Origin of the sequence: Methylobacterium sp. BTF04 (assembly GCF_010692745.1) — a bacterium.
Classification (GTDB): Bacteria; Pseudomonadota; Alphaproteobacteria; order Rhizobiales; family Beijerinckiaceae; genus Methylobacterium.
Genome location: NZ_JAAHTB010000001.1, coordinates 299,518 through 317,738, shown reverse-complemented (window position 1 = coordinate 317,738; position 18,221 = coordinate 299,518). Strand labels below are relative to the sequence as shown.

Sequence of the window (18,221 nt, the reverse complement as noted above, 5' to 3'; positions counted from 1 at the left end):
GCCCTTCTCGCGCTTGATGTCGAGCAGCTTCTCGGTGAGGTCTTCGCGCTTCATGGCTGTGTGTCTCCCGTATCGTTCTTGGTGTGAAAGGGTGGAGGAGGTCAGCCGAGGGCCGCGGCGGCGGTATCGGCCTCGGTGAGGGCGAGGCGCACCACCGGCGGATGGCGCGGGTCGTAGCCGGCCGGCATCGCGTCCCGCAGGGTCTTCGAGCGCGCGACCAGGAAGTCGATGAGGTGGTTGCGCAGGGCGTAGTAGCCAGGCTGCCGGTGCAACTCGGTGCGCGACCGGTCCTTCGGCAGCGGGTTCTCGACGATCTCGGCGACCTTGGCGTGGGGGCCGTTGGTCATCAGCACGATCCGGTCGGCGAGATAGATCGACTCGTCGACGTCGTGGGTGATCATGAACACGGTCTGGCCGGTCTCGATGCAGATACGGCGAACCTCGTCCTGCAAGGTGCCGCGGGTGAGCGCGTCGAGGGCCGAGAACGGCTCGTCCATCAGCAGCATCTTCGGCTCGATGGCGAGCGCCCGGGCGATGCCGACGCGCTGCTTCATGCCGCCCGACAGCTCGGACGGCCGCTTGTGCTCGGAACCGGCGAGCCCCACCAGGGCGATCGCCTTCTTGGCCCGCGCCTCGATCTCCGCCCGCGGGGCTTTCCGCCAGCGCGACGACACCGCGTAGGCGACGTTGCCCAGAACCGTTCGCCACGGCAGCAGGGCGTGACCCTGGAAGATCACGGCGCGGTCGAGACTCGGCCCCTCGATGGCCTGGCCGGCGGCGATGACGACGCCCTCGGTGGGCGCCTCCAGCCCGGCCAGGATGTTGAGGACCGTGGTCTTGCCGCAGCCCGAATGGCCGATCATGCACACGAACTCGCCGCGCTTCATCGGCAGCCACAGGTTCTCGAACACGGTGGTCTGTTTTCCGCCGGGCGCCGGATAGCGCCGGGCGATGCCCTCGATCGAGATGAACTTGTCGTCCGACATGCGCGCGGATTCCAGGCTGGGGGACGTCGTGGTCGAGACGGGCGTAACCTGCGCGAAGGGCGTGAGCGCGTTCATCCGTTCACTCCGGCAAATCTATTCGGGAAACGTCACGAGGGCCTGCGCGCGGGCCAGCACCTGGTCGAGCACCATGCCGACGACACCGATGAGCAGGATCGAGGTGATCACATTGGTGATCGAGAGGTTGTTCCACTCGTTCCAGACGAAGTAGCCGATGCCGGTGCCACCCACGAGCATTTCGGCCGCCACGATGACGAGCCAGGCGATGCCGATGGAGATGCGCATGCCGGTCAGAATCGTCGGCGCCGCCGCCGGCAGGATCACCGTGACGGCCCGCCGCAGGGGGCCGACCTCCAGGGTGCGGGCGACGTTGAGCCATTCCTTGCGGGTGCCGGCGACACCGAAGGCGGTGTTGATCAGCATCGGCCAAAGCGAGCAGATGAAGATCACGAAGATCGCCGACAGCCCCGAATCCTTGATGGTGAACAGGGCGAGCGGCATCCAGGCCAGCGGCGAGACCGGCTTCAGGAGCTGGATGTAGGGGTTCAGCGCCCGGCCCATCAGCGGCGACATGCCGATGAGGAATCCCACCGGGATCGCGACGATCACCGCGAGGCCGTAGCCGAGGGCGACACGGCCGATCGAGTAGGCGATCTGTATGCCGAGCCCCTTGTCGTTGGGGCCGCGGTCATAGAACGGATCCTTGAGGTGGCCCCAGATCGTGGCGGCGACATCGAGCGGACCCGGCATCGCCGACTTGCCGGTGGTGGCGCTCGCCCCCATCAGCGCCGCGTATTCCGGGTCCATCGCCTGGGTCGCGCCCCGCCCGCTCACCGCGAGGTGCCAGGCGAGGAGGAACAGGGCGAGCAGGCCCAGCGACACGATGGCCGCCCGGAGGTTGAGGGAGGCGCGCGGCATCGACGTCGCCCCTCAGATCGCGCGCTTGATCGCGAAGGAGTCGAGATACTCCTTCGGCTTGGCCGGATCGAACACCTTGCCCATCACCGAGAAGGACTTGGTCGTGGCGGTGGGCGGGGTCATGCCGTTCTGCTGCATGAGTCGGGCCGCGTCGGTGGCGAGGAACACCCGCTTGGCGACGCCCTCGTAATCGACGTCGCCCTTGATCTGCCCCCAGCGTTTCATCTGGGTCATGATCCACACGGCGAAAGACTGCCAGGGGAAGGGGTCGAAATCGACCCGGTCGGCGACCTTCTTCACGCCGCCGAGACCGTCCGCATAGGTGCCGGTGAGAACCTGCTCCACCACCGTTACTGGCTGGTTGAGGTAGTTCGCTGGGGCGATGGCGGCGGCGATCTCGCGGCGGTTCTCGACCTTCGAGGCATAGGCCGTCGCCTCGATGATCGCCCGCAGGAGAGCCGCGTAGGTGTTGGGCGTCTGCGTCACGAAATCCTGCGAGGCCGCGAAGGCGCAGCACGGATGCCGGTCCCAGATGTCCTTCGACAGGAGGTGGATGAAGCCGACCCCGTCATAGACCGCGCGCTGGTTGACCGGATCGGGGGCGAGGAAGCCGTCGATGTTCTCGGCGCGGAGGTTCGCCACCATGTCGGGCGGCGGCACCGCGCGGATCTGCACGTCGGTGTCGGGGTCGATGCCGGCTTCCGCGAGATAGTAGCGCAGCAGATAATTGTGCATCGAATAGTCGAACGGCACCGCGAGCTTGAAGCCCTTCCAGTCCTTGGGGTCGCGCCGGTCCTTGTGCTTCATCGCCAGCGTGATCGCTTGGCCGTTGACGTTCTCCACCGCCGGCATCGTGTACGGGGTCGGCGTCGAGCCGAGCCCCAGCGAGATCGCGATCGGCATCGGCGCCAGCATGTGCGCGGCGTCGTATTCCTTGTTCAGGGTCTTGTCGCGGATCACCGCCCAGCCGGCGGTCTTCACCACTTCGACGTCGAGCCCCTGCTTGGCATAGAAGCCCATCGGCGAGGCCATGATGATCGGCGTCGCACAGGTGATCGGGATGAAGCCGATCTTGAGGGCCTTCTTCTCCGGGGCACCGGCCTGGGCCAGGGCCTCGGCCGCGAACCCGGTCGGCAGGAACTGATTGACCGCGGCGATCGCGGTGGCGGCCCCCACGCTCTTGAGGAAGGCGCGGCGCTGGGCGTCCTGCGGGAACAGAGCGCGCATCACCGCGCTCTCCACCACGCGGTTCATCTGCGCGTCGCCGCTGGGAGCTGCGGCCTCGTGCTCGGCCTGGCTGCCATGAGCGCCGCAGGAGCATCCGCCGCGCTTGAGCGTCAGGCGGGCGTTGAACGGATCGTCGAAGAGCGCCATGTCGCGGATGCCTTCCCTCGGGGTCGGGACCGTTTCCGCAAGCGGTGTGCCAGATTTGAGAGTTTCTGTTTTTCGATATGCATCAGCGGCTTAGCGTTTCCGACGCAAACTACGGGTTTTCGTAGACTACGATTTTTCGTGACACCCTAAACGAGATTTCGTAGTCAGGGATTGCGCGGCGCGTCGAAGCGCGAACCATTGACCTGCATCCGGGCTCCGCCTCGCGTCTCCGGATCGATTCGGGGGAGGCCGCAGCATCGTGATAGATCCTCGATCCCTCTCCCCGACCGATTACGGCCCGGCCTTCGCCGGCGCGCCGGAAGCGATGCTGGTGCTCGATCCCGTGGCCGATGCGATCCGGGACGCCAACCCGGCCGCATTCCGGTTGCTCGGCTATCCGCGCGAAGTGCTGCGGGACATGCGCGTCACCGCGCTCCATCCCGATCAGGTGCCGACCCTCATCGTCTTCACCCAGGCCGTCCAGGCCCGCGGGCGCGACTGGACCCATGCGCTGACGCCGCTGCATGCGGACGGCCACACGCTCCACCTCGAATACAGCGGAGCGGTTCTGGCCGACGCGCCGGGCCACATCCTCGTCAGCCTGTTCGACCTCGACGAGCGCCGCCGCCGACTGGTCGATACCGAGGCCGACGCGCACATGCGGGCCGGCCTCACCGAATGGCAGCGCATGGAGCGGATCTTTCGCGATATCGAACGCGAGAACCAGCTCATCCTGCGCGCGGCCGGCGAGGGCATCTACGGGGTCAATGCCGACGGCATCACCACCTTCATCAATCCGGCGGCCGAACGGATGCTCGGCTGGGAGGCCAGCGACCTGGTCGGGCGCGACATGCATGCCACCGTCCACCACAGCCATCTCGACGGCGGCCACTACCCGCACCACGATTGCCCGATCTACGCCGCGTTTCGCGACGGCGTCGTGCATCAGGTCGATACGGAGGTGTTCTGGCGCCGCGACGGCACGCCGTTCTTCGTGGAATACACCTCGACGCCGATCCGCGACCGGGGCCGCCTCCTCGGCGCGGTCATCGTGTTTCGCGATATCAGCCAGCGCCGCGAAGCCGACGAGCGCCTGCGGACCGCGCTGGCGGAAGTCGATTCCCTGCGCGAGCGCCTGGAACTCGAGAACGCCTACTTGCGCGAGGAAATCCGCGAGGGCGGCCACCACCAGGGCATCATCGGCCGATCCCCCGCCATCGAGGCGACCCTGCGGCAGGTCGATCTCGTGGCCGGCACCGACGCCACCGTGCTGGTCACCGGCGAATCCGGCACCGGCAAGGAGCTGATCGCCCGCGCGATCCACGAGGCGAGCCGCCGCCGCGACCGGCCACTGATCCGCGTGAACTGCGCGGCGATCCCGCGCGAATTGTTCGAGAGCGAGTTCTTCGGCCATGCCAAGGGCGCCTTCACCGGCGCCTTGCGGGATCGCGTCGGGCGCTTCGAACTGGCGGATGGCGGTACCCTGTTCCTCGACGAGGTCGGCGAGATCCCCCTCGACCTCCAGGGCAAGCTGCTGCGGGTGCTGCAGGAGCGCCAGTTCGAGCGCATCGGCGAGGAGCGCACCCGCGCCGTCGACGTGCGGCTGGTGGCCGCCACCAACCGCGACCTCAAGGCCGAGGTGAAGCGCGGCCGGTTTCGCGAAGACCTGTATTTCCGCCTCAACGTCTTTCCGGTTTCGGCGGTGCCGCTGCGCGAGCGCCCCGAAGACATCCCCCTCATCGCCCAGCATGTCTTGCGCGGCGTCATGCGGCGGCTCAACGCGCCGGACCTGCGCCTCACCGAAGGCGATGTCCGCCGCCTCGTGCGCTACGACTGGCCGGGCAACGTGCGCGAACTCGAAAACATCATCGAGCGCGCCGCGATCCTGGCGGTGCGCGGCCGCCTGCGGTTCGACCTGCCGGAGGCCGACGACGTCCGGTCCGTCGAAGTCCCCGCCTCGGCCGTGCTGGCCGGCGCCCCCATCACCGAGGCGGAGCGCCGTGCCCGCCACAAGGCCGACATCGCCGCGGCCCTCGCGCTCACCAATGGGCGGGTGTTTGGCGCCGGGGGCGCGGCCGAGATGCTGGGGGTGAAGCCGACGACCCTGGCCTCGCGGATCAAGGCATATGGGCTGGTGCGCAAGTAGGAGCTTGCCCCGGGCTCAGGATCACAGGATCAGCCGATCCTGGCGCCGATCGACGAGGGCCGAAATAAGGGTGCCGCCGGAGGCGTCACCCTTCCCCCGATGACGCGCAGCGAAGGCCTGGAACACCGCTTCCAGTGCGACGACCCGCTCGCTCACGCGCGGATAATGCGCTTCGAGTTCGTCGAGCGCAGCATCGATGCTCCGGGACGCCGACGGTCCCGTGGCGGCGAATGCGGTTTCGATGGTCCGAACGCAGCGACTCACGGGCTTCATGCCTTCCGCTTATCACAGGTTAGGGTGGGTTGCAGAGGGGGGAGCCAGAGCAATCGCACCCTGTAGCCGGTGCGACCTGCCTGCGCGAACCGGGCCGCGACGCGCGAACTCCCGCGCCCGAGGCGGCGGGCGGTGGCGATCGAAGCCGAGTGAGCCGAGCCTGCATTCGCGTTCCACGCGCGAATCCCCTATATCCAAACGATTCCAAGTCCGAAGGTTAGACAGATCATGGCGACGGCGTCGTTCGACACCGCCCGGCGCGACGCGAGCGCTGGTCCTGCAATCGAGAAGATCCCTGACTTCGAGCCGGCGGCGACGCCGCTCGGCCGGTCGTCGCTCGTCGGCCTCACCCGCGTCGACCTCAAGGCGCGCCTGGCCGACATCGGCGTGTCCGAGCGTGAGCAGCGCATGCGCGTCGGCCAGGTCTGGCACTGGATCAACGTGCGCGGGGCGCGCGACTTCGATGCGATGACCAATGTCAGCAAGACCCTCAAGGCGGATCTGGCGCGGGCCTACACCCTCGACCGGCCGGAGGTGATCACCGAGCAGGTGTCGCGCGACGGTACCCGCAAGTGGCTGATGCGCATGGCGCCCACCGGCAAGCACGACCACAATCGCGGCGCCGAGATCGAGTGCGTCTACATTCCCGGCCGCGGCCGCGGCACGCTCTGCGTCTCGAGCCAGGTCGGCTGCACGCTCACCTGCTCGTTCTGCCACACCGGCACCCAGCGCCTCGTGCGCAACCTGACGGCGGCCGAGATCGTCGCCCAGGTGGTGGTGGCGCGCGATCATCTCGACGACTGGGCCGGGCTCAATCCGACGGCGCCCGGTGCCGACGAGACCCGCCGGCCCGTCACCAATATCGTCTTCATGGGCATGGGCGAGCCGCTCTACAACGTCGACAGCGTCATCGATTCCGTCGGCGTCATGGCCGATCAGGAGGGGTTGGGCCTGTCGCGCCGGCGCATCACCGTCTCGACCTCCGGGGTCGTGCCGCAGATGGAACGGCTCGGCACCGAAGCGCATGCCATGCTGGCGATCTCGCTCCACGCCGTGCGCGACGACCTGCGCGACACGCTGGTGCCGCTTAACCGCAAGTATCCGCTGGCCGAGCTCCTCGCCGCCTGCCGCCATTATCCCGGCCTCAACAACGCCCGGCGCATCACCTTCGAGTACGTAATGCTCAAGGGCATCAACGACACCGATGCGGATGCGCGCGAGCTGGTGCGCCTGCTCCAGGGGATCCCGGCCAAGATCAACCTGATCCCGTTCAATCCCTGGCCCGGCAGCATCTACGAATGCTCCGACTGGGAGCGGATCGAGCGCTTCTCGGAGATCGTCTACGAAGCCGGCTACGCGTCTCCGGTGCGGACGCCGCGCGGACGCGACATCCTCGCTGCCTGCGGCCAGCTCAAGAGCGAGACCGAAAAGCTGCGCGCCCGCGCCCGGATGATGCTGGAGGACGGCATCGGCGCCGAGGGTGTCTATGCCGGGGGCGACGACGGCGACGAGGATTGATCGGGTCTTCGCAGGCGCAGTTCGGAAGACTGAGCCACGCCTGGAGCCGTCTCCTTCCAGAAGGGGGCGATGGCAAATGAAAGGGCCGACCCTGTCGGACCGGCCCTATGGCTTGCACCGCGCCCCCGCTCCGCTGCGATCATCCGCATTCGCCATGAGACCATCCGCATGAGGTTTATCGGTCGCCTCTTCGTCGGAAGCCTCGCGCTTCTGCTGGCGATCCCGTGCGGCGCCGCGATCCTCGGCCTCGGGGCGCTTCTCGATCCGGTCTCGCGGGAGGTGCTCGGCCAGCTCGGACTGGTGGGCCTGTTCTCGGGATTGAACGATCTCGCCTCGGGCATCGGCCCGGAGACGCTGCTGTTCGCGGGGGTCGCCTTCGCCCGCGCCCTGTTCGTGCTCTTGGTGGTGCCACCGGTCCTGATCGCTGTTCTCGGCGAGACACTGAATTGGCGCTCCGCCATATGGTACGGCGCCGGTACCGGCCTTCTCACCGCCCTGGTGCCCTGGCTCGCGCGCGGCGCGGCGCGCACCGGCGGGAGCGTTGCGGCGCTGGGTCTCGAAGGCCGCATCACCGCGATCCTGTTTCTCACCGGGGCGGCGTCCGGCCTGATCTATTGGCTGATCGCCGGCCGCCGGGACCATCGCCACGGAGCCGTGTGAATGCGCAGCCGCTCGCTTCCGATCGCCCTGTCACTGCTCATCGCGCTGAGCCCGCCCTGCTTCGCAGAAGGCGTGGCCGAGCTGCCGCCGATCCAGGCCGACGATGCCCGCCTGCTGCCGGTGATCGCGGCCCACGGCATGGTCTCGTCGCAGGAGGCGCGGGCCACCCGCATCGGGGTCGACATCCTCAAGGCCGGTGGCAACGCCGTCGATGCCGCCGTCGCGGTCGGCTTCGCGTTGGCCGTGACCCTGCCGCGGGCGGGCAATCTCGGCGGCGGCGGCTTCATGCTGATCCACCACGCCGAAGACCACGAGAGCGTGGCGATCGATTATCGCGAGACCGCACCGGTCGCGGCCACACCCGACATGTTCCTCGATGCCAAAGGCGAGCCCGACAGGGCCGCCTCCACCCGCAGCGGCAAGGCGGTCGGCGTACCCGGCACCGTGCGGGGGCTGGCCGAAGCACACCGCCTCTACGGCTCGGGCCGGCTGACCCTGGCCCAGCTCATCGCCCCGGCGGAGGCGCTGGCCCGCGACGGCATCGCCGTCGATGGCGGTTTGGCCGATTCCCTGCCCCGCGCCGCCGGCCTCCTCGGGCGCTGGCCATCGAGCCGGGCGATCTTCTTTGCCGGCGATCGGCCGCTGGCGCGGGGCGAGCGCCTCGTCCAGTCCGACCTCGCCGGCACCCTGAAGGCGATCGCCACCTTCGGGCCCGACGCCTTCTACGCTGGCCCCATCGCCGAGCGCATCGCGGCGGCCGTGCGCGAGGCCGGCGGCGTGATGCAGGCCGGCGGCGTGATGCAGGCCGGCGATCTCGCCGCCTACCGGCCGGTGGTCCGCGAGCCGGTGCGCGGCACCTATCGGGGCCATGCCATCGTCTCGATGCCGCCGCCGAGTTCGGGCGGCATCCACCTCATCGAAATCCTGAACATCCTGGAGGGCTTCGATCTCGCCCGCATGGGGGCCGGCAGCGCCGATGCGATCCATACCCTGGCCGAGGCGATGAAGCCGGCCTATGCCGACCGCGCCACCTGGCTCGGCGACCCGGCCCGCACCCACGTGCCGGTGGAGGGCCTCACCGCCAAGCCCTACGCCGAGACCCTGCGGGCGGCCATCGACCCGGCTCACGCCCGTCCAGCCGATGCGATCAAGGCCGGCGATCCGCTCCCTTACGAATCCGACCAGACCACGCATTTCTCGGTCGTGGACGGGGACGGCAACGCGGTTTCCAACACCACGACCCTGAACTTCTCCTACGGCCTCGGCCTCGTGGCGGAGGGCACCGGCGTTCTCCTCAACAACGAGATGGATGACTTCTCCGCCAAGACCGGCGCCCAGAACGCCTACGGCCTCGTCGGCGGGGAGGCCAACGCCGTGGCGCCCGGCGCCCGCCCGCTGTCGTCGATGACTCCCGCCTTCGTGTTCGAGGGTGATCGGCTCATCCTCGTCACTGGCAGTCCCGGCGGCAGCCGCATCATCTCCACGGTGCTGCAGGTCATCGTCAACGTGCTCGATTTCCGGATGAATCTCGCCGAGGCCGTGGCGGCGCCCCGCATCCACCACCAGTGGCGGCCCGACGCGCTGATGGCGGAGGAGGGCCTCTCCCCCGATACGATCGCGCTGCTGCGGGCCCGCGGCCACAAGGTCGTGGTCGGATCGACCTCCGGCTCGGCCAACTCCGTGATGGCGGCGGACGGACTTCTCGCCGGCGCCGCCGATCCGCGCCAACGCGGAACCCTCGCCGAAGGCTATTGACGCTGCGCGGGGCGTCGCCTGCTCCGCGTCCCGGCGGATGGTGCGACCGAACGGCCCGCGCTACACGGAACACGGGTCGCGCGCGGTTGCGGGCGCATCATCCGGGTTGCCGATGCTCATCGTCCGTTCCATTGCGTTCAACATCGCGTTCTATTGCGTCACCACGCTCATCGCGGTGGGCGGATTGCCGACTCTGGTCTCCCGCCGCGGCGTGATCCGGCTGGCGCAGATGTGGGGTCGCATCACCCTGTGGCTGCTGCGGGTGATCGGCGGCATCACCGTCGAGTTCCGCGGCCTGGAGACCATCCCCCCCGGCGCGGTGCTGGTGGCGGCCAAGCACCAGTCGGCCCTGGAGACGCTCGCCCTCGTCACGGTGTTTCCGGACTTCGCCTACATCCTCAAGCGCGAACTCCTCTGGATCCCGCTCATCGGCTGGTACCTCTCGCGCTCCGGCATGGTCGCCATCGACCGTGCGAAGGGCGCGCGCGCCATGGGGGCGATGAACGAGGCCGCCGCCGAGGCCATCCGCAATGGCCGCCAGCTCATCATCTTCCCCGAGGGCACCCGCCGTGCCCCCGGCGCGAAGCCGGCCTACAAGCTCGGCATCACCCATCTGTACGCCGCCCTCGGAGTGCCCTGCGTGCCCGTCGCGCTCGATACCGGTTTGCACTGGCCGCGCCGGAGCCTCGTGCGCCGCCCCGGCACGACGATCATCGAGTTCCTGCCGTCGATCCCGCACGGCCTCGACCGCACGCGGTTCCTCGACGTGGTCCAGGACCGAATCGAGACCGCCTCTAACCTGTTGCTGGCCGCCGGCCGTGCCGATCTCACCGCCCGTGGCCTCGCGCTGCCCGAGTCCGAGCCGGCCTCCGACCGGGATCGCTCGCGCACCGCCTGAGCGGGGCCGGCCGCCTGTGGACTGCTTGTGGATAACTCGATTCGTTCTCTCCGCCGGAACCAGAACGGCGTCGTTCTTGACGCCAACGAACCGTTAAGATTATTCTGGAACAAATGGCGAACAAGAGAACGCTGTCCTGGGCGGTCGCACTCTGCGACCGGACGGACGATCGAGCACGGAGACGGCAAGTGCACGAGGAACGCCTGAGGACCACCGCCGGATTGCGGGGCACGCCCGCCTTGGTGCTCAGCGCCTGGCGCGGCCGTTCGGGCCGGCGCTACGTCGTCGGCATCCACGATCTGGCCGAGCTCGAACTCGACGACATGGGCGAGGCGGTGGTGATCGCCGTCCGTCGCGATGCGGCCGGGATCGGCGAGCTCATTTCCGTGGCGACTGCCGGCGAGAGCCCGCGCGAGCGCCTGGCCCGCAATTGGATCGCCCGCGCCCGCCACCAGGGCGCCACCGAGATGCACGTCCATCGTCTGGCCGAGGACGAGGCCGAGCGCCGCGCCGTCGTGGCCGATCTCGCCGTCGAGCGGATGGCCGATAGCATCAACTGAATCCGTGTTCGCGGCCGCGGCGGCCTCGTTCCGCGCCTAGGCTGTGAGGGTGTCCGCGACGGCCTCTGCGGCCCGCAGCCCCTCGGCATAGGCGCCGCCGGCCGTGCCCCATTGCAGGCGCGACAACGCTTCGCCGGCAAACCAGATCTTACCGTCCACATCCGCCTGAAGGGTCTGGCGCGCCCCGGCATGGCCGGGCGGCACCACCGCCCACGATCCCTTCGACCACGGATCGTGCCGCCACTCGCTGACGATGGGGATCGTGAGGTCGTGCAGGGCCCGGTGCCCGAAATGCGCGGCGAGCGCCGTCCGGACGAGACGCCGGGCACCGTCCGGCCCGACCGCCCGGGCATCGAGGGCAGCAGCCGTGGGCGCATCGAGTTCGTAATAATGGAACGGCGTGCCGTCGACGCGGGTGAGCAGGCCCGGTGGCCGGTGGCGCCCGCCGATCACGCTGGCGATTCGGTCCGCCCCGCGGAACGGGCTCGACGGCCAATGCAGCACCACATGCTCGTAGATGCCGGTGCTGAACCCGTCGATCGCCTGGGCCATCGCGGCGGGAAGGACCGGCTGGAACAAGGCTTGGGCGCGCATCGCCATGGTGGGGATCGTCACGATCACCGCCCTGGCCCGCAGAATTACGCCTGAAGCGATCTCGACGGCGACGCCGGGGCCGGACCAATCGATCCGCGTCACCGGGGTGGCGAGGGCGATCGGCAGTCCTTGCGCCAGGCGGGCGAGGTAGCCGCCATAGCCCCCGGCGATGAAACGGTTGTCGCCGTATTCCATGCTGGGGAAGTCCTGCAGCGACACCTCTTCGAGCGGTCGGCCCGAGACGAGGCCGTGCACCAGCGCGACCCGTCGGCCCCAGGGCCCGAGCCCCGGCGGCAGGGCGCTCGCTGCCGGCCGATCGGGCGCATCCCAGCCGGCCTGGTTGCTCATGGCCCGGTCGGCGATGGCGAAGGCGCGGCCGAGGGCGGCCTGCTCGGCCGGCCGGCCGGGCCGGCCCGCTACGAAGACGTGGCTTTCCTGCGCGGCGATGCGCAGGGGTTCGCCCCGCTCCGCACCGAGCTGCACCAGCGGGTTGATCGGCCCCGCATGCAGCCAATGCGCGCCGAGATCGATCGCGTGGCCGCGCAGATGTGCCGTCACCACCCGTCCGCCCACCCGGGGGCGCGCTTCGAGCACCGCGACCCGTAGGCCGGATGCGACGAGGTGGCGCGCCGCCGCGATTCCAGCAGCCCCCGCACCCACCACGACCACCTCCGGGTCCGCCGGCAGCGGAGCCAGGCGCGGCGCGATACTCGGCGGCAGGCGCTCATGCTCGGGACGCGTCGCGGCAATCCGCATGGCTGGGGTCCTCATGGGCAGCGGTCTCGTACCGGTCCTCGGGGTGGAGGCCGACCTACCAGAGAGCGGCGCCGGGCGACACCTGCACCAGTGGCGGTGGGCGATCCGCACGCCCCGGACTTGCGCTCGCCCGCCGGCATCGCCAGAACCTCGGGTCGACGGGGCGCGCGGGGGCGGCGCCCGCAGGCTTTCCGCTGAGACGACAGGATCGAACGGCATGCTCATCCAGGCCGCCTTCGCCGCCCTCCGACAGGTGTTCTCGCCGCCCTTGCGCGCCATCTTGTGGAAATCGCTGGCGCTCACCCTCGGACTCCTGGTGGTGATCTGGTTCGCGCTGACCAAGGCGATCGGCTGGTTCCTGTCGAACCATCACCTCTCGGTGGATTATCCCTTCCTCGACACCCTGGCGGTGTTCTTCGCCGGGGCCGGGCTGTTCGTCGGCCTTGCCTACGTGATGCCGGCCGTGTCGATCCTCGTGGCGGGCTACTTCCTCGACGACGCGGCCGAGATCGTCGAGCGCACCGACTTTCCCAACGATGCGCCGGGCATCGCCCTGCCGCTCGGAAAGGCGATGCTCTACGCGCTGCGCTTTGCCGGCCTCGCGCTGCTGGTGAACCTGGTGGCGCTGATCCTGTTCTTCGTGCCCGGAGTGAACCTCATCGCGTTCTTCGGCGCCAACGCCTACCTGCTGTCGCGCGAGTATTTCGAACTCGCCGCCGGTCGCTTCCGGCCGATGCCGGAGGCCGGCGCCATGCGGCGGCACTACGGTTTCACCACCATGGCGGCGGGCGCGCTGCTCGCCGGCCTCATGGTGGTGCCGGTGCTCAACCTGCTGACGCCGCTGTTCGGCATCGCCCTGATGGTCCACGTCCACAAGGGCCTGAGCCGGCGCCACCCCGCGATCGGGCAGGAGACGCCGAGTCGGTTATCCTGAAGGGTGCCGGCTCGACGATCGAGCCGTACCTGTCGCATTTTCTGGAAATGCGCCGCTCCCGCGCGGGCACGTTCTGCTCTAGATAAGGCGCGTCGGTCGTACCAGGCCGGCATCAGGCAAGGACCGGTGCGGACCCGTGCCCCGATCGGGGACACGGCAGGGCGCATCGGGGCCGCTTTTCGAGACCTTGAGCGATGACCGGCTTCGAGACCCTCCCCCTCACCCGCCCCGATGCCCAGCTCGTCACCGTATTCGGCGGCTCGGGATTTCTCGGGCGCCACGTGGTGCGGGCGCTGGCCAAGCGCGGCTACCGTATCCGCGTGGCCGTGCGCCGGCCGGACCTCTCGCTGTTCCTGCAGCCCCTGGGCCGCGTCGGCCAGATCGTCGCCGTGCAGGCGAACCTGCGCTATCCAGACTCCATCGTCCGCGCGGTGGAGGGCTCGGACGTGGTGGTCAACCTCGTCGGCATCCTGCAGGAGACCGGCAAGCAGAGCTTCCTCAAGCTGCAGGCGGACGGGGCCGGCGAGATCGCGCGGGCGGCCGCCGCCATCGGAGCCCCCCTCGTCCACGTCTCGGCCATCGGCGCCGATGCCCATTCGGCCTCGGTCTATGCCCGCACCAAGGCCCAGGGCGAGGCCCGCGTGTTCGAGGCCGGCGGGGATGCGGTGATTCTGCGCCCCTCGCTGGTCTTCGGCCCCGGCGACAGCTTCTTCAACCGCTTCGCCTCCCTCGCCCGCGCACTGCCGGTGCTGCCGCTGGCGGGTGCGCAGAGCCGGTTCCAGCCGGTCTACGTCGCCGACGTCGCCGAGGCGGTGGCCCGCGCGGTGGAGGGCCGCGTGCCGGCGGGCAAGATCTACGAACTCGGTGGGCCCGAAGTCGAAACCCTCGATGCCCTGGTGCGCTACATGCTCAAGGTCACCTTGCGCAAACGTACGGTGCTCGACCTGCCGCGCCCGGCCGCGATGCTCCAGGCCCGCGCGCTGGAGATCGTCGATACACTGACCCTCGGCCTGCTGCCGGCGTCGCTGAAGCTCACTCGCGACCAGGTGACGTTGCTGCAGAACGACAACGTCGTCTCCGAGGCGGCCAAGGCGGAAGGGCGGACCCTGGAGGGCATCGGCCTGCGGCCCACCGCCATGGAGGCGGTGGTGCCGGGTTATCTCTGGCGCTTCCGCAAGGCCGGACAGTTCTCCAAGCCCGAAGGCCCGTCCGAGAGCGAGGTGCCCGAAACCCTGGCACCCGAGCCCTACAAGCCGGCCAAGCCGAGCGGTCCGGCCCTCGGCCCCGATGCCACGCTGCCGAGCCGGATGGGCACCCGCTGGGGCACCCGCGGCTGACCCCATCCCCTCGCCGGAAGAAATGGTCTAGAGGGCGGGCATGACTTCGGACACGCCCCCCCTGGTGCGCTTCGCGCCCTCCCCCACCGGCTACCTGCATATCGGCAATGCCCGGCCGGCCTTGCTCAATGCGCTGTTCGCCCGCGCGCGCGGCGGCCGCTTCCTGCTGCGCCTCGACGACACCGACCGCGAGCGCTCCACGGCGGAATTCGCCGAGGCCGTCGCACAGGACCTCGCCTGGCTCGGCATCGTGCCCGACCTGTTCGCGCGCCAGTCCGACCGGGTGGCGATCCACGATGCGGCGGCAGCGCAGCTCAAGGCTATCGGCCGGCTCTACCCCTGCTACGAGACGCAGGAGGAGCTGGAGCGCCGCCGGCGGCGCCAGCTCGGGCGTGGAATGCCGCCGATCTACGATCGCGCCGCCCTCGACCTCACCGAAGCCGACCGCGCCGCCCTGCACGCCGAGGGGCGCACGCCGCATTGGCGGTTCAAGCTCGAGGCCCGCACCGTCGAATGGGACGACCTCGTGCGCGGCAAGGCGCATGTCGATTGCGCCTCGCTCTCAGATCCGGTGCTGATCCGTGCCGATGGCAGCTACCTCTACACGCTGCCCTCCGTGGTGGACGATGCCGAGATGGGGATCACCCACGTCATCCGCGGCGAGGACCACGTCACCAATACCGGCGTGCAGGTGCAGATCTTCGAAGCGCTCGGGCAGCCGGTGCCGGTGTTCGGCCACCACAACCTCCTGACCACGGCGGATGGCGAGGGCCTGTCGAAGCGCCTCGGCCACCTCTCCCTGCGGGGCCTGCGCGAAGCCGGCTACGAGCCCGGCGCCGTGCGCTCGCTCGCGGTGCTCACCGGCTCGGCCGAGGCGGTGCGGGCGGTGGCCTCACTGGACGAACTCGCCGGTCTGGTCGACCTCGCCCACATCTCACGCGCGCCCGCCAAGTTCGATCCGCACGAGCTCGACGGCCTCAACGCCCGCCTCGTCCATGCGATGCCGTTCACTGAAGTGAGCGACCGACTCGCAGCGCAGGGCGTGCCGCCCGAGCGGGCGGAGGCGTTCTGGATGGCGGTCCGGCCGAACCTCGCCAAGGTTGCCGAAGCCGGCGACTGGTGGCGAGTGGTCGCCGGCCCTGTGGAGCCGGTGATCCCGGATGCCGGCTTCATCGCCGCCGCCGCCGCATTGCTGCCGTCCGAGCCCTGGGACGCGGAGACGTGGAAGGCCTGGACGGGTGCGGTGAAGGCCGAGACCGGCACTAAGGGCAAGGCCCTGTTCATGCCGCTGCGCCTCGCCCTTACCGGGCTCGAGCACGGGCCCGATCTCGCCGGCCTGCTGCCACTCATCGGCCGCGACGCGGTGCTGGCGCGGCTGACGGCCTGAATGCCGATCATTCGATCCGGACCAGCACGCTGTCGCTGGCGCCGGACGCGTCCATCACCGAGATTCGGGCAAAGCCGGCGCCCTCCGGCCGCCATTCCGACTGGCGCCGGGCGCTGCCGGCCACCGGCAGGCCGTCGACCATCCAAGTGAGCGGCGGCACGCCGCCGAGCGCCTTGAGGGCAAGACTTGTGGACGGGCCGGATTCCGCCAGTCCGAGATCGATCCGGGCACCGTCGGGCGGGTAGGCGATCTTGAGCGCGCCGCCCAACGCCGCCGACAGGGTCTTGGGGATGTCGCGCCGGATGTGGCGCAGGGGCGGAGGCAGTCCGGCGGTGGTGGTCACCAGCGCTTCGGGTGGCTTTGCCACCGCCTCCGGCTCGCCGCCGTAGCGGGCGAAGGCGTCGAACAGGATCGGCGCGGCAACCACCCGTCCGACGAGGCCCGGCACGGCATTGCCGTCAGGCCGGCCCACCCAGACCGCAATGGTGACGCGGCGGTCGAAGCCCACCGCCAAGGCATCGCGATAGCCATAGGAGGTGCCGGTCTTGTAGGCGATCCGGTTCGGCAGGGCGTTCTCCGGCGGCGGCGCCCCGCGCAAGGTATCGGCGACGTACCAGGCTGCGACCGGCTCGGTGATGCGGCCTTCCGCGAGCGATACCTGCGCCGGCCCGTCGAGCCGGCGCACGAGGTTCGGCACGAGACCCTGCCGTGATAGCCCCGAGAACAGGCGGGCGAGGTCGGTGAGGGTGATGCCGAGGCCGCCCAGCGCCACCGGCAGGCCCGGCGCGGTATCGCGCGGCAGGTCGATGCGGGCACCGGCCGAACGCAGCCGGGCGATGAAGCGGGCCGGCCCCACGGCTTCCAGCAGATCCACCGCCGGTACGTTGAGCGAGAGCTGAAGCGCCCGCCGCGCCGTCACGCTGCCCTGGAAGCCGAGATCGAAATTCTCCGGCGCGTAGCCGGCAAAGCGAACAGGCCGATCGTCGAGCTGGGTCTCGGGATGAGCAAGGCCGGTCTCGAAGGCGAGCGCGTAGATGAACGGCTTCAAGGCGGAGCCCGGCGAGCGGATGGCGCCGGTCATGTCGATGGCGCCCGAACGGGTGGTATCGAGATAGCCGGGGCTTCCGACCTGCGCGATCACCGCGCCGGTGCGGTTGTCGAGGGCGAGGATCGCCGCCGAGATGCCCGGTCCCATGGCAGCGGCGCGCTCGGCGGCGAGCTGTTCGAGGCTCGCCTGCAGCCGGCCGTCGATGGCGAGGCGGATCACCCGCGCGGCGGGATCGCCCGCGACGACCGCTTCGGCGGCATGCGCCGCCACCATCGGGAACGGCCTTCGCGCGGTCGGGACCGGTTCGGCCTTCGCGCTTTGTGCTTCCGCGACCGTGATGACCCCGCGCGCGGCGACGATGTCGAGGACCCGGTCGCGGGCGGCGCGGGCGCGCTGCGGGAAACGGTCCGGCCGGCGCGCCTCGGGAGCCTGCGGCAGGCCCACCAGCAGCGCACTTTCCGCGAAGGACAGCCGCGCCGGTTCACGTCCGAAATAGGCGAGGCTCGCCGCCCTCAGGCCCTCCACCGGACCGCCATAGGGCGCGAGCGCGAGGTAGAGGTCGAGGAGGCCCGCCTTGCCGAGCCGGCGTTCCAGCTGCACCGCCCGCACCATCTGGCGGAGTTTCGCGGTGAGCGACCGCTCGGGCCGCGGCTCGACCAAGCGGGCCACCTGCATCGACAGGGTGGAGGCCCCCGACACGATGCGGCGATGGCTCAGCCATTGCCACGCCGCGCGAACGCTCGCGGCCGGATCGATGCCGGGATGCTGGAGGAAGCGCTGGTCCTCGTAGGCCATCAGCATGGCGCGCATGCGCGGATCGACCTGCGCCGCGGTCAACGGCAGCCGCCAGCGCCCGTCCTGGGTGGCGAACGGGCGCAGGAGCTGTCCATCCCGGTCCAGCACCACGGTGGAGCGGGCTTCCGCCTGGGTGAGGTCGAGCGGTGGAAGCGTGGCGACGAAACGCCAGAGGGCGAGACCGGCGCTCGCGCTGGCGAGGACCGCGACGGCAACGGCAACGACCACTCGGCGAAAGCCTCCCCCCTTTCTGGGGGAGGCAGA

15 protein-coding genes are annotated in these 18,221 nt (G+C 69.9%); 9 read left to right on the top strand and 6 right to left on the bottom strand.

The genetic code is table 11. The features are described 5' to 3' along the window. Nucleotides 1–101 precede the first annotated feature (101 nt). The 3 genes from G3T14_RS01485 to G3T14_RS01475 are packed head-to-tail and all read right to left on the bottom strand — an operon-like array spanning nt 102 to nt 3,296. Nucleotides 102–1,061 carry an ABC transporter ATP-binding protein gene (locus G3T14_RS01485; protein WP_163639258.1) on the bottom strand — a complete coding sequence of 320 codons (960 nt, stop codon included), beginning with the start codon at nt 1,059–1,061 and terminating at the stop codon, nt 102–104. A gap of 18 nt (nt 1,062–1,079) precedes the next feature. Beyond that, nucleotides 1,080–1,922 (bottom strand): nitrate ABC transporter permease, encoded by an 843-nt coding sequence (ntrB, locus tag G3T14_RS01480; RefSeq protein WP_163639256.1) that lies wholly within the window; start codon nt 1,920–1,922, stop codon nt 1,080–1,082. A gap of 12 nt (nt 1,923–1,934) precedes the next feature. Continuing rightward, the gene (locus tag G3T14_RS01475; protein ID WP_163639254.1) at nt 1,935–3,296 is read right to left on the bottom strand and encodes a CmpA/NrtA family ABC transporter substrate-binding protein; all 1,362 of its coding nucleotides are present in this window, start codon (nt 3,294–3,296) and stop codon (nt 1,935–1,937) included. A 262-nt stretch (nt 3,297–3,558) separates the two neighbouring features. On the opposite strand from G3T14_RS01475, the gene G3T14_RS01470 reads away from it, so the two are divergent. Next, the gene (locus G3T14_RS01470; protein ID WP_163639337.1) at nt 3,559–5,442 is read left to right on the top strand and encodes a sigma 54-interacting transcriptional regulator; all 1,884 of its coding nucleotides are present in this window, start codon (nt 3,559–3,561) and stop codon (nt 5,440–5,442) included. A gap of 21 nt (nt 5,443–5,463) precedes the next feature. Here G3T14_RS01470 and G3T14_RS01465 read toward each other — a convergent pair whose 3' ends face one another. Then, nucleotides 5,464–5,706, bottom strand: coding sequence for a hypothetical protein (locus G3T14_RS01465; protein ID WP_163639252.1), 243 nt, complete (start codon nt 5,704–5,706; stop codon nt 5,464–5,466). Between the two features lie 237 nt (nt 5,707–5,943). Here G3T14_RS01465 and rlmN point away from each other — a divergent pair, with 237 nt between their 5' ends. The 5 genes from rlmN to G3T14_RS01440 all read left to right on the top strand — a co-directional run bounded on the left by rlmN (nt 5,944) and on the right by G3T14_RS01440 (nt 11,106). Next, the gene (gene rlmN / locus G3T14_RS01460; protein WP_163639250.1) at nt 5,944–7,233 is read left to right on the top strand and encodes a 23S rRNA (adenine(2503)-C(2))-methyltransferase RlmN; all 1,290 of its coding nucleotides are present in this window, start codon (nt 5,944–5,946) and stop codon (nt 7,231–7,233) included. A gap of 168 nt (nt 7,234–7,401) precedes the next feature. Then, a complete protein-coding gene (locus G3T14_RS01455; RefSeq protein WP_163639240.1) occupies nt 7,402–7,893 on the top strand; it encodes a hypothetical protein in 492 nt (163 codons plus the stop codon). After that, nucleotides 7,894–9,648 (top strand): gamma-glutamyltransferase, encoded by a 1,755-nt coding sequence (gene ggt, locus G3T14_RS01450; RefSeq protein ID WP_163639238.1) that lies wholly within the window; start codon nt 7,894–7,896, stop codon nt 9,646–9,648. It abuts the gene before it with no gap. Between the two features lie 112 nt (nt 9,649–9,760). Continuing rightward, nucleotides 9,761–10,546 carry a lysophospholipid acyltransferase family protein gene (locus G3T14_RS01445; protein WP_163639236.1) on the top strand — a complete coding sequence of 262 codons (786 nt, stop codon included), beginning with the start codon at nt 9,761–9,763 and terminating at the stop codon, nt 10,544–10,546. A gap of 188 nt (nt 10,547–10,734) precedes the next feature. Continuing rightward, entirely contained in the window at nt 10,735–11,106 is a 372-nt protein-coding gene (locus G3T14_RS01440; RefSeq protein ID WP_348645188.1) for a hypothetical protein, read from the top strand. Nucleotides 11,107–11,142: 36 nt separating this feature from the next. Here the strand turns inward: G3T14_RS01440 and G3T14_RS01435 are convergent, their stop codons facing one another. Next, a complete protein-coding gene (locus tag G3T14_RS01435; protein ID WP_163639333.1) occupies nt 11,143–12,456 on the bottom strand; it encodes an NAD(P)/FAD-dependent oxidoreductase in 1,314 nt (437 codons plus the stop codon). 217 nt (nt 12,457–12,673) lie between these two features. Here G3T14_RS01435 and G3T14_RS01430 point away from each other — a divergent pair, with 217 nt between their 5' ends. The 3 genes from G3T14_RS01430 to gltX all read left to right on the top strand — a co-directional run bounded on the left by G3T14_RS01430 (nt 12,674) and on the right by gltX (nt 16,114). Further along, on the top strand, nt 12,674–13,390 hold the full coding sequence (locus tag G3T14_RS01430) for a sulfate transporter family protein (protein ID WP_163639234.1): 717 nt from the start codon (nt 12,674–12,676) through the stop codon (nt 13,388–13,390). Nucleotides 13,391–13,584: 194 nt separating this feature from the next. Continuing rightward, nucleotides 13,585–14,727: a complex I NDUFA9 subunit family protein gene (locus tag G3T14_RS01425; protein ID WP_163639232.1), complete on the top strand. Its 1,143-nt coding sequence runs from the start codon at nt 13,585–13,587 to the stop codon at nt 14,725–14,727. 40 nt (nt 14,728–14,767) lie between these two features. Continuing rightward, a complete protein-coding gene (gene gltX, locus G3T14_RS01420; protein WP_163639230.1) occupies nt 14,768–16,114 on the top strand; it encodes a glutamate--tRNA ligase in 1,347 nt (448 codons plus the stop codon). Between the two features lie 7 nt (nt 16,115–16,121). Here gltX and pbpC read toward each other — a convergent pair whose 3' ends face one another. Then, on the bottom strand, nt 16,122–18,185 hold the full coding sequence (pbpC, locus tag G3T14_RS01415) for a penicillin-binding protein 1C (protein ID WP_348645187.1): 2,064 nt from the start codon (nt 18,183–18,185) through the stop codon (nt 16,122–16,124). Between the last annotated feature and the right edge of the window lie 36 nt (nt 18,186–18,221).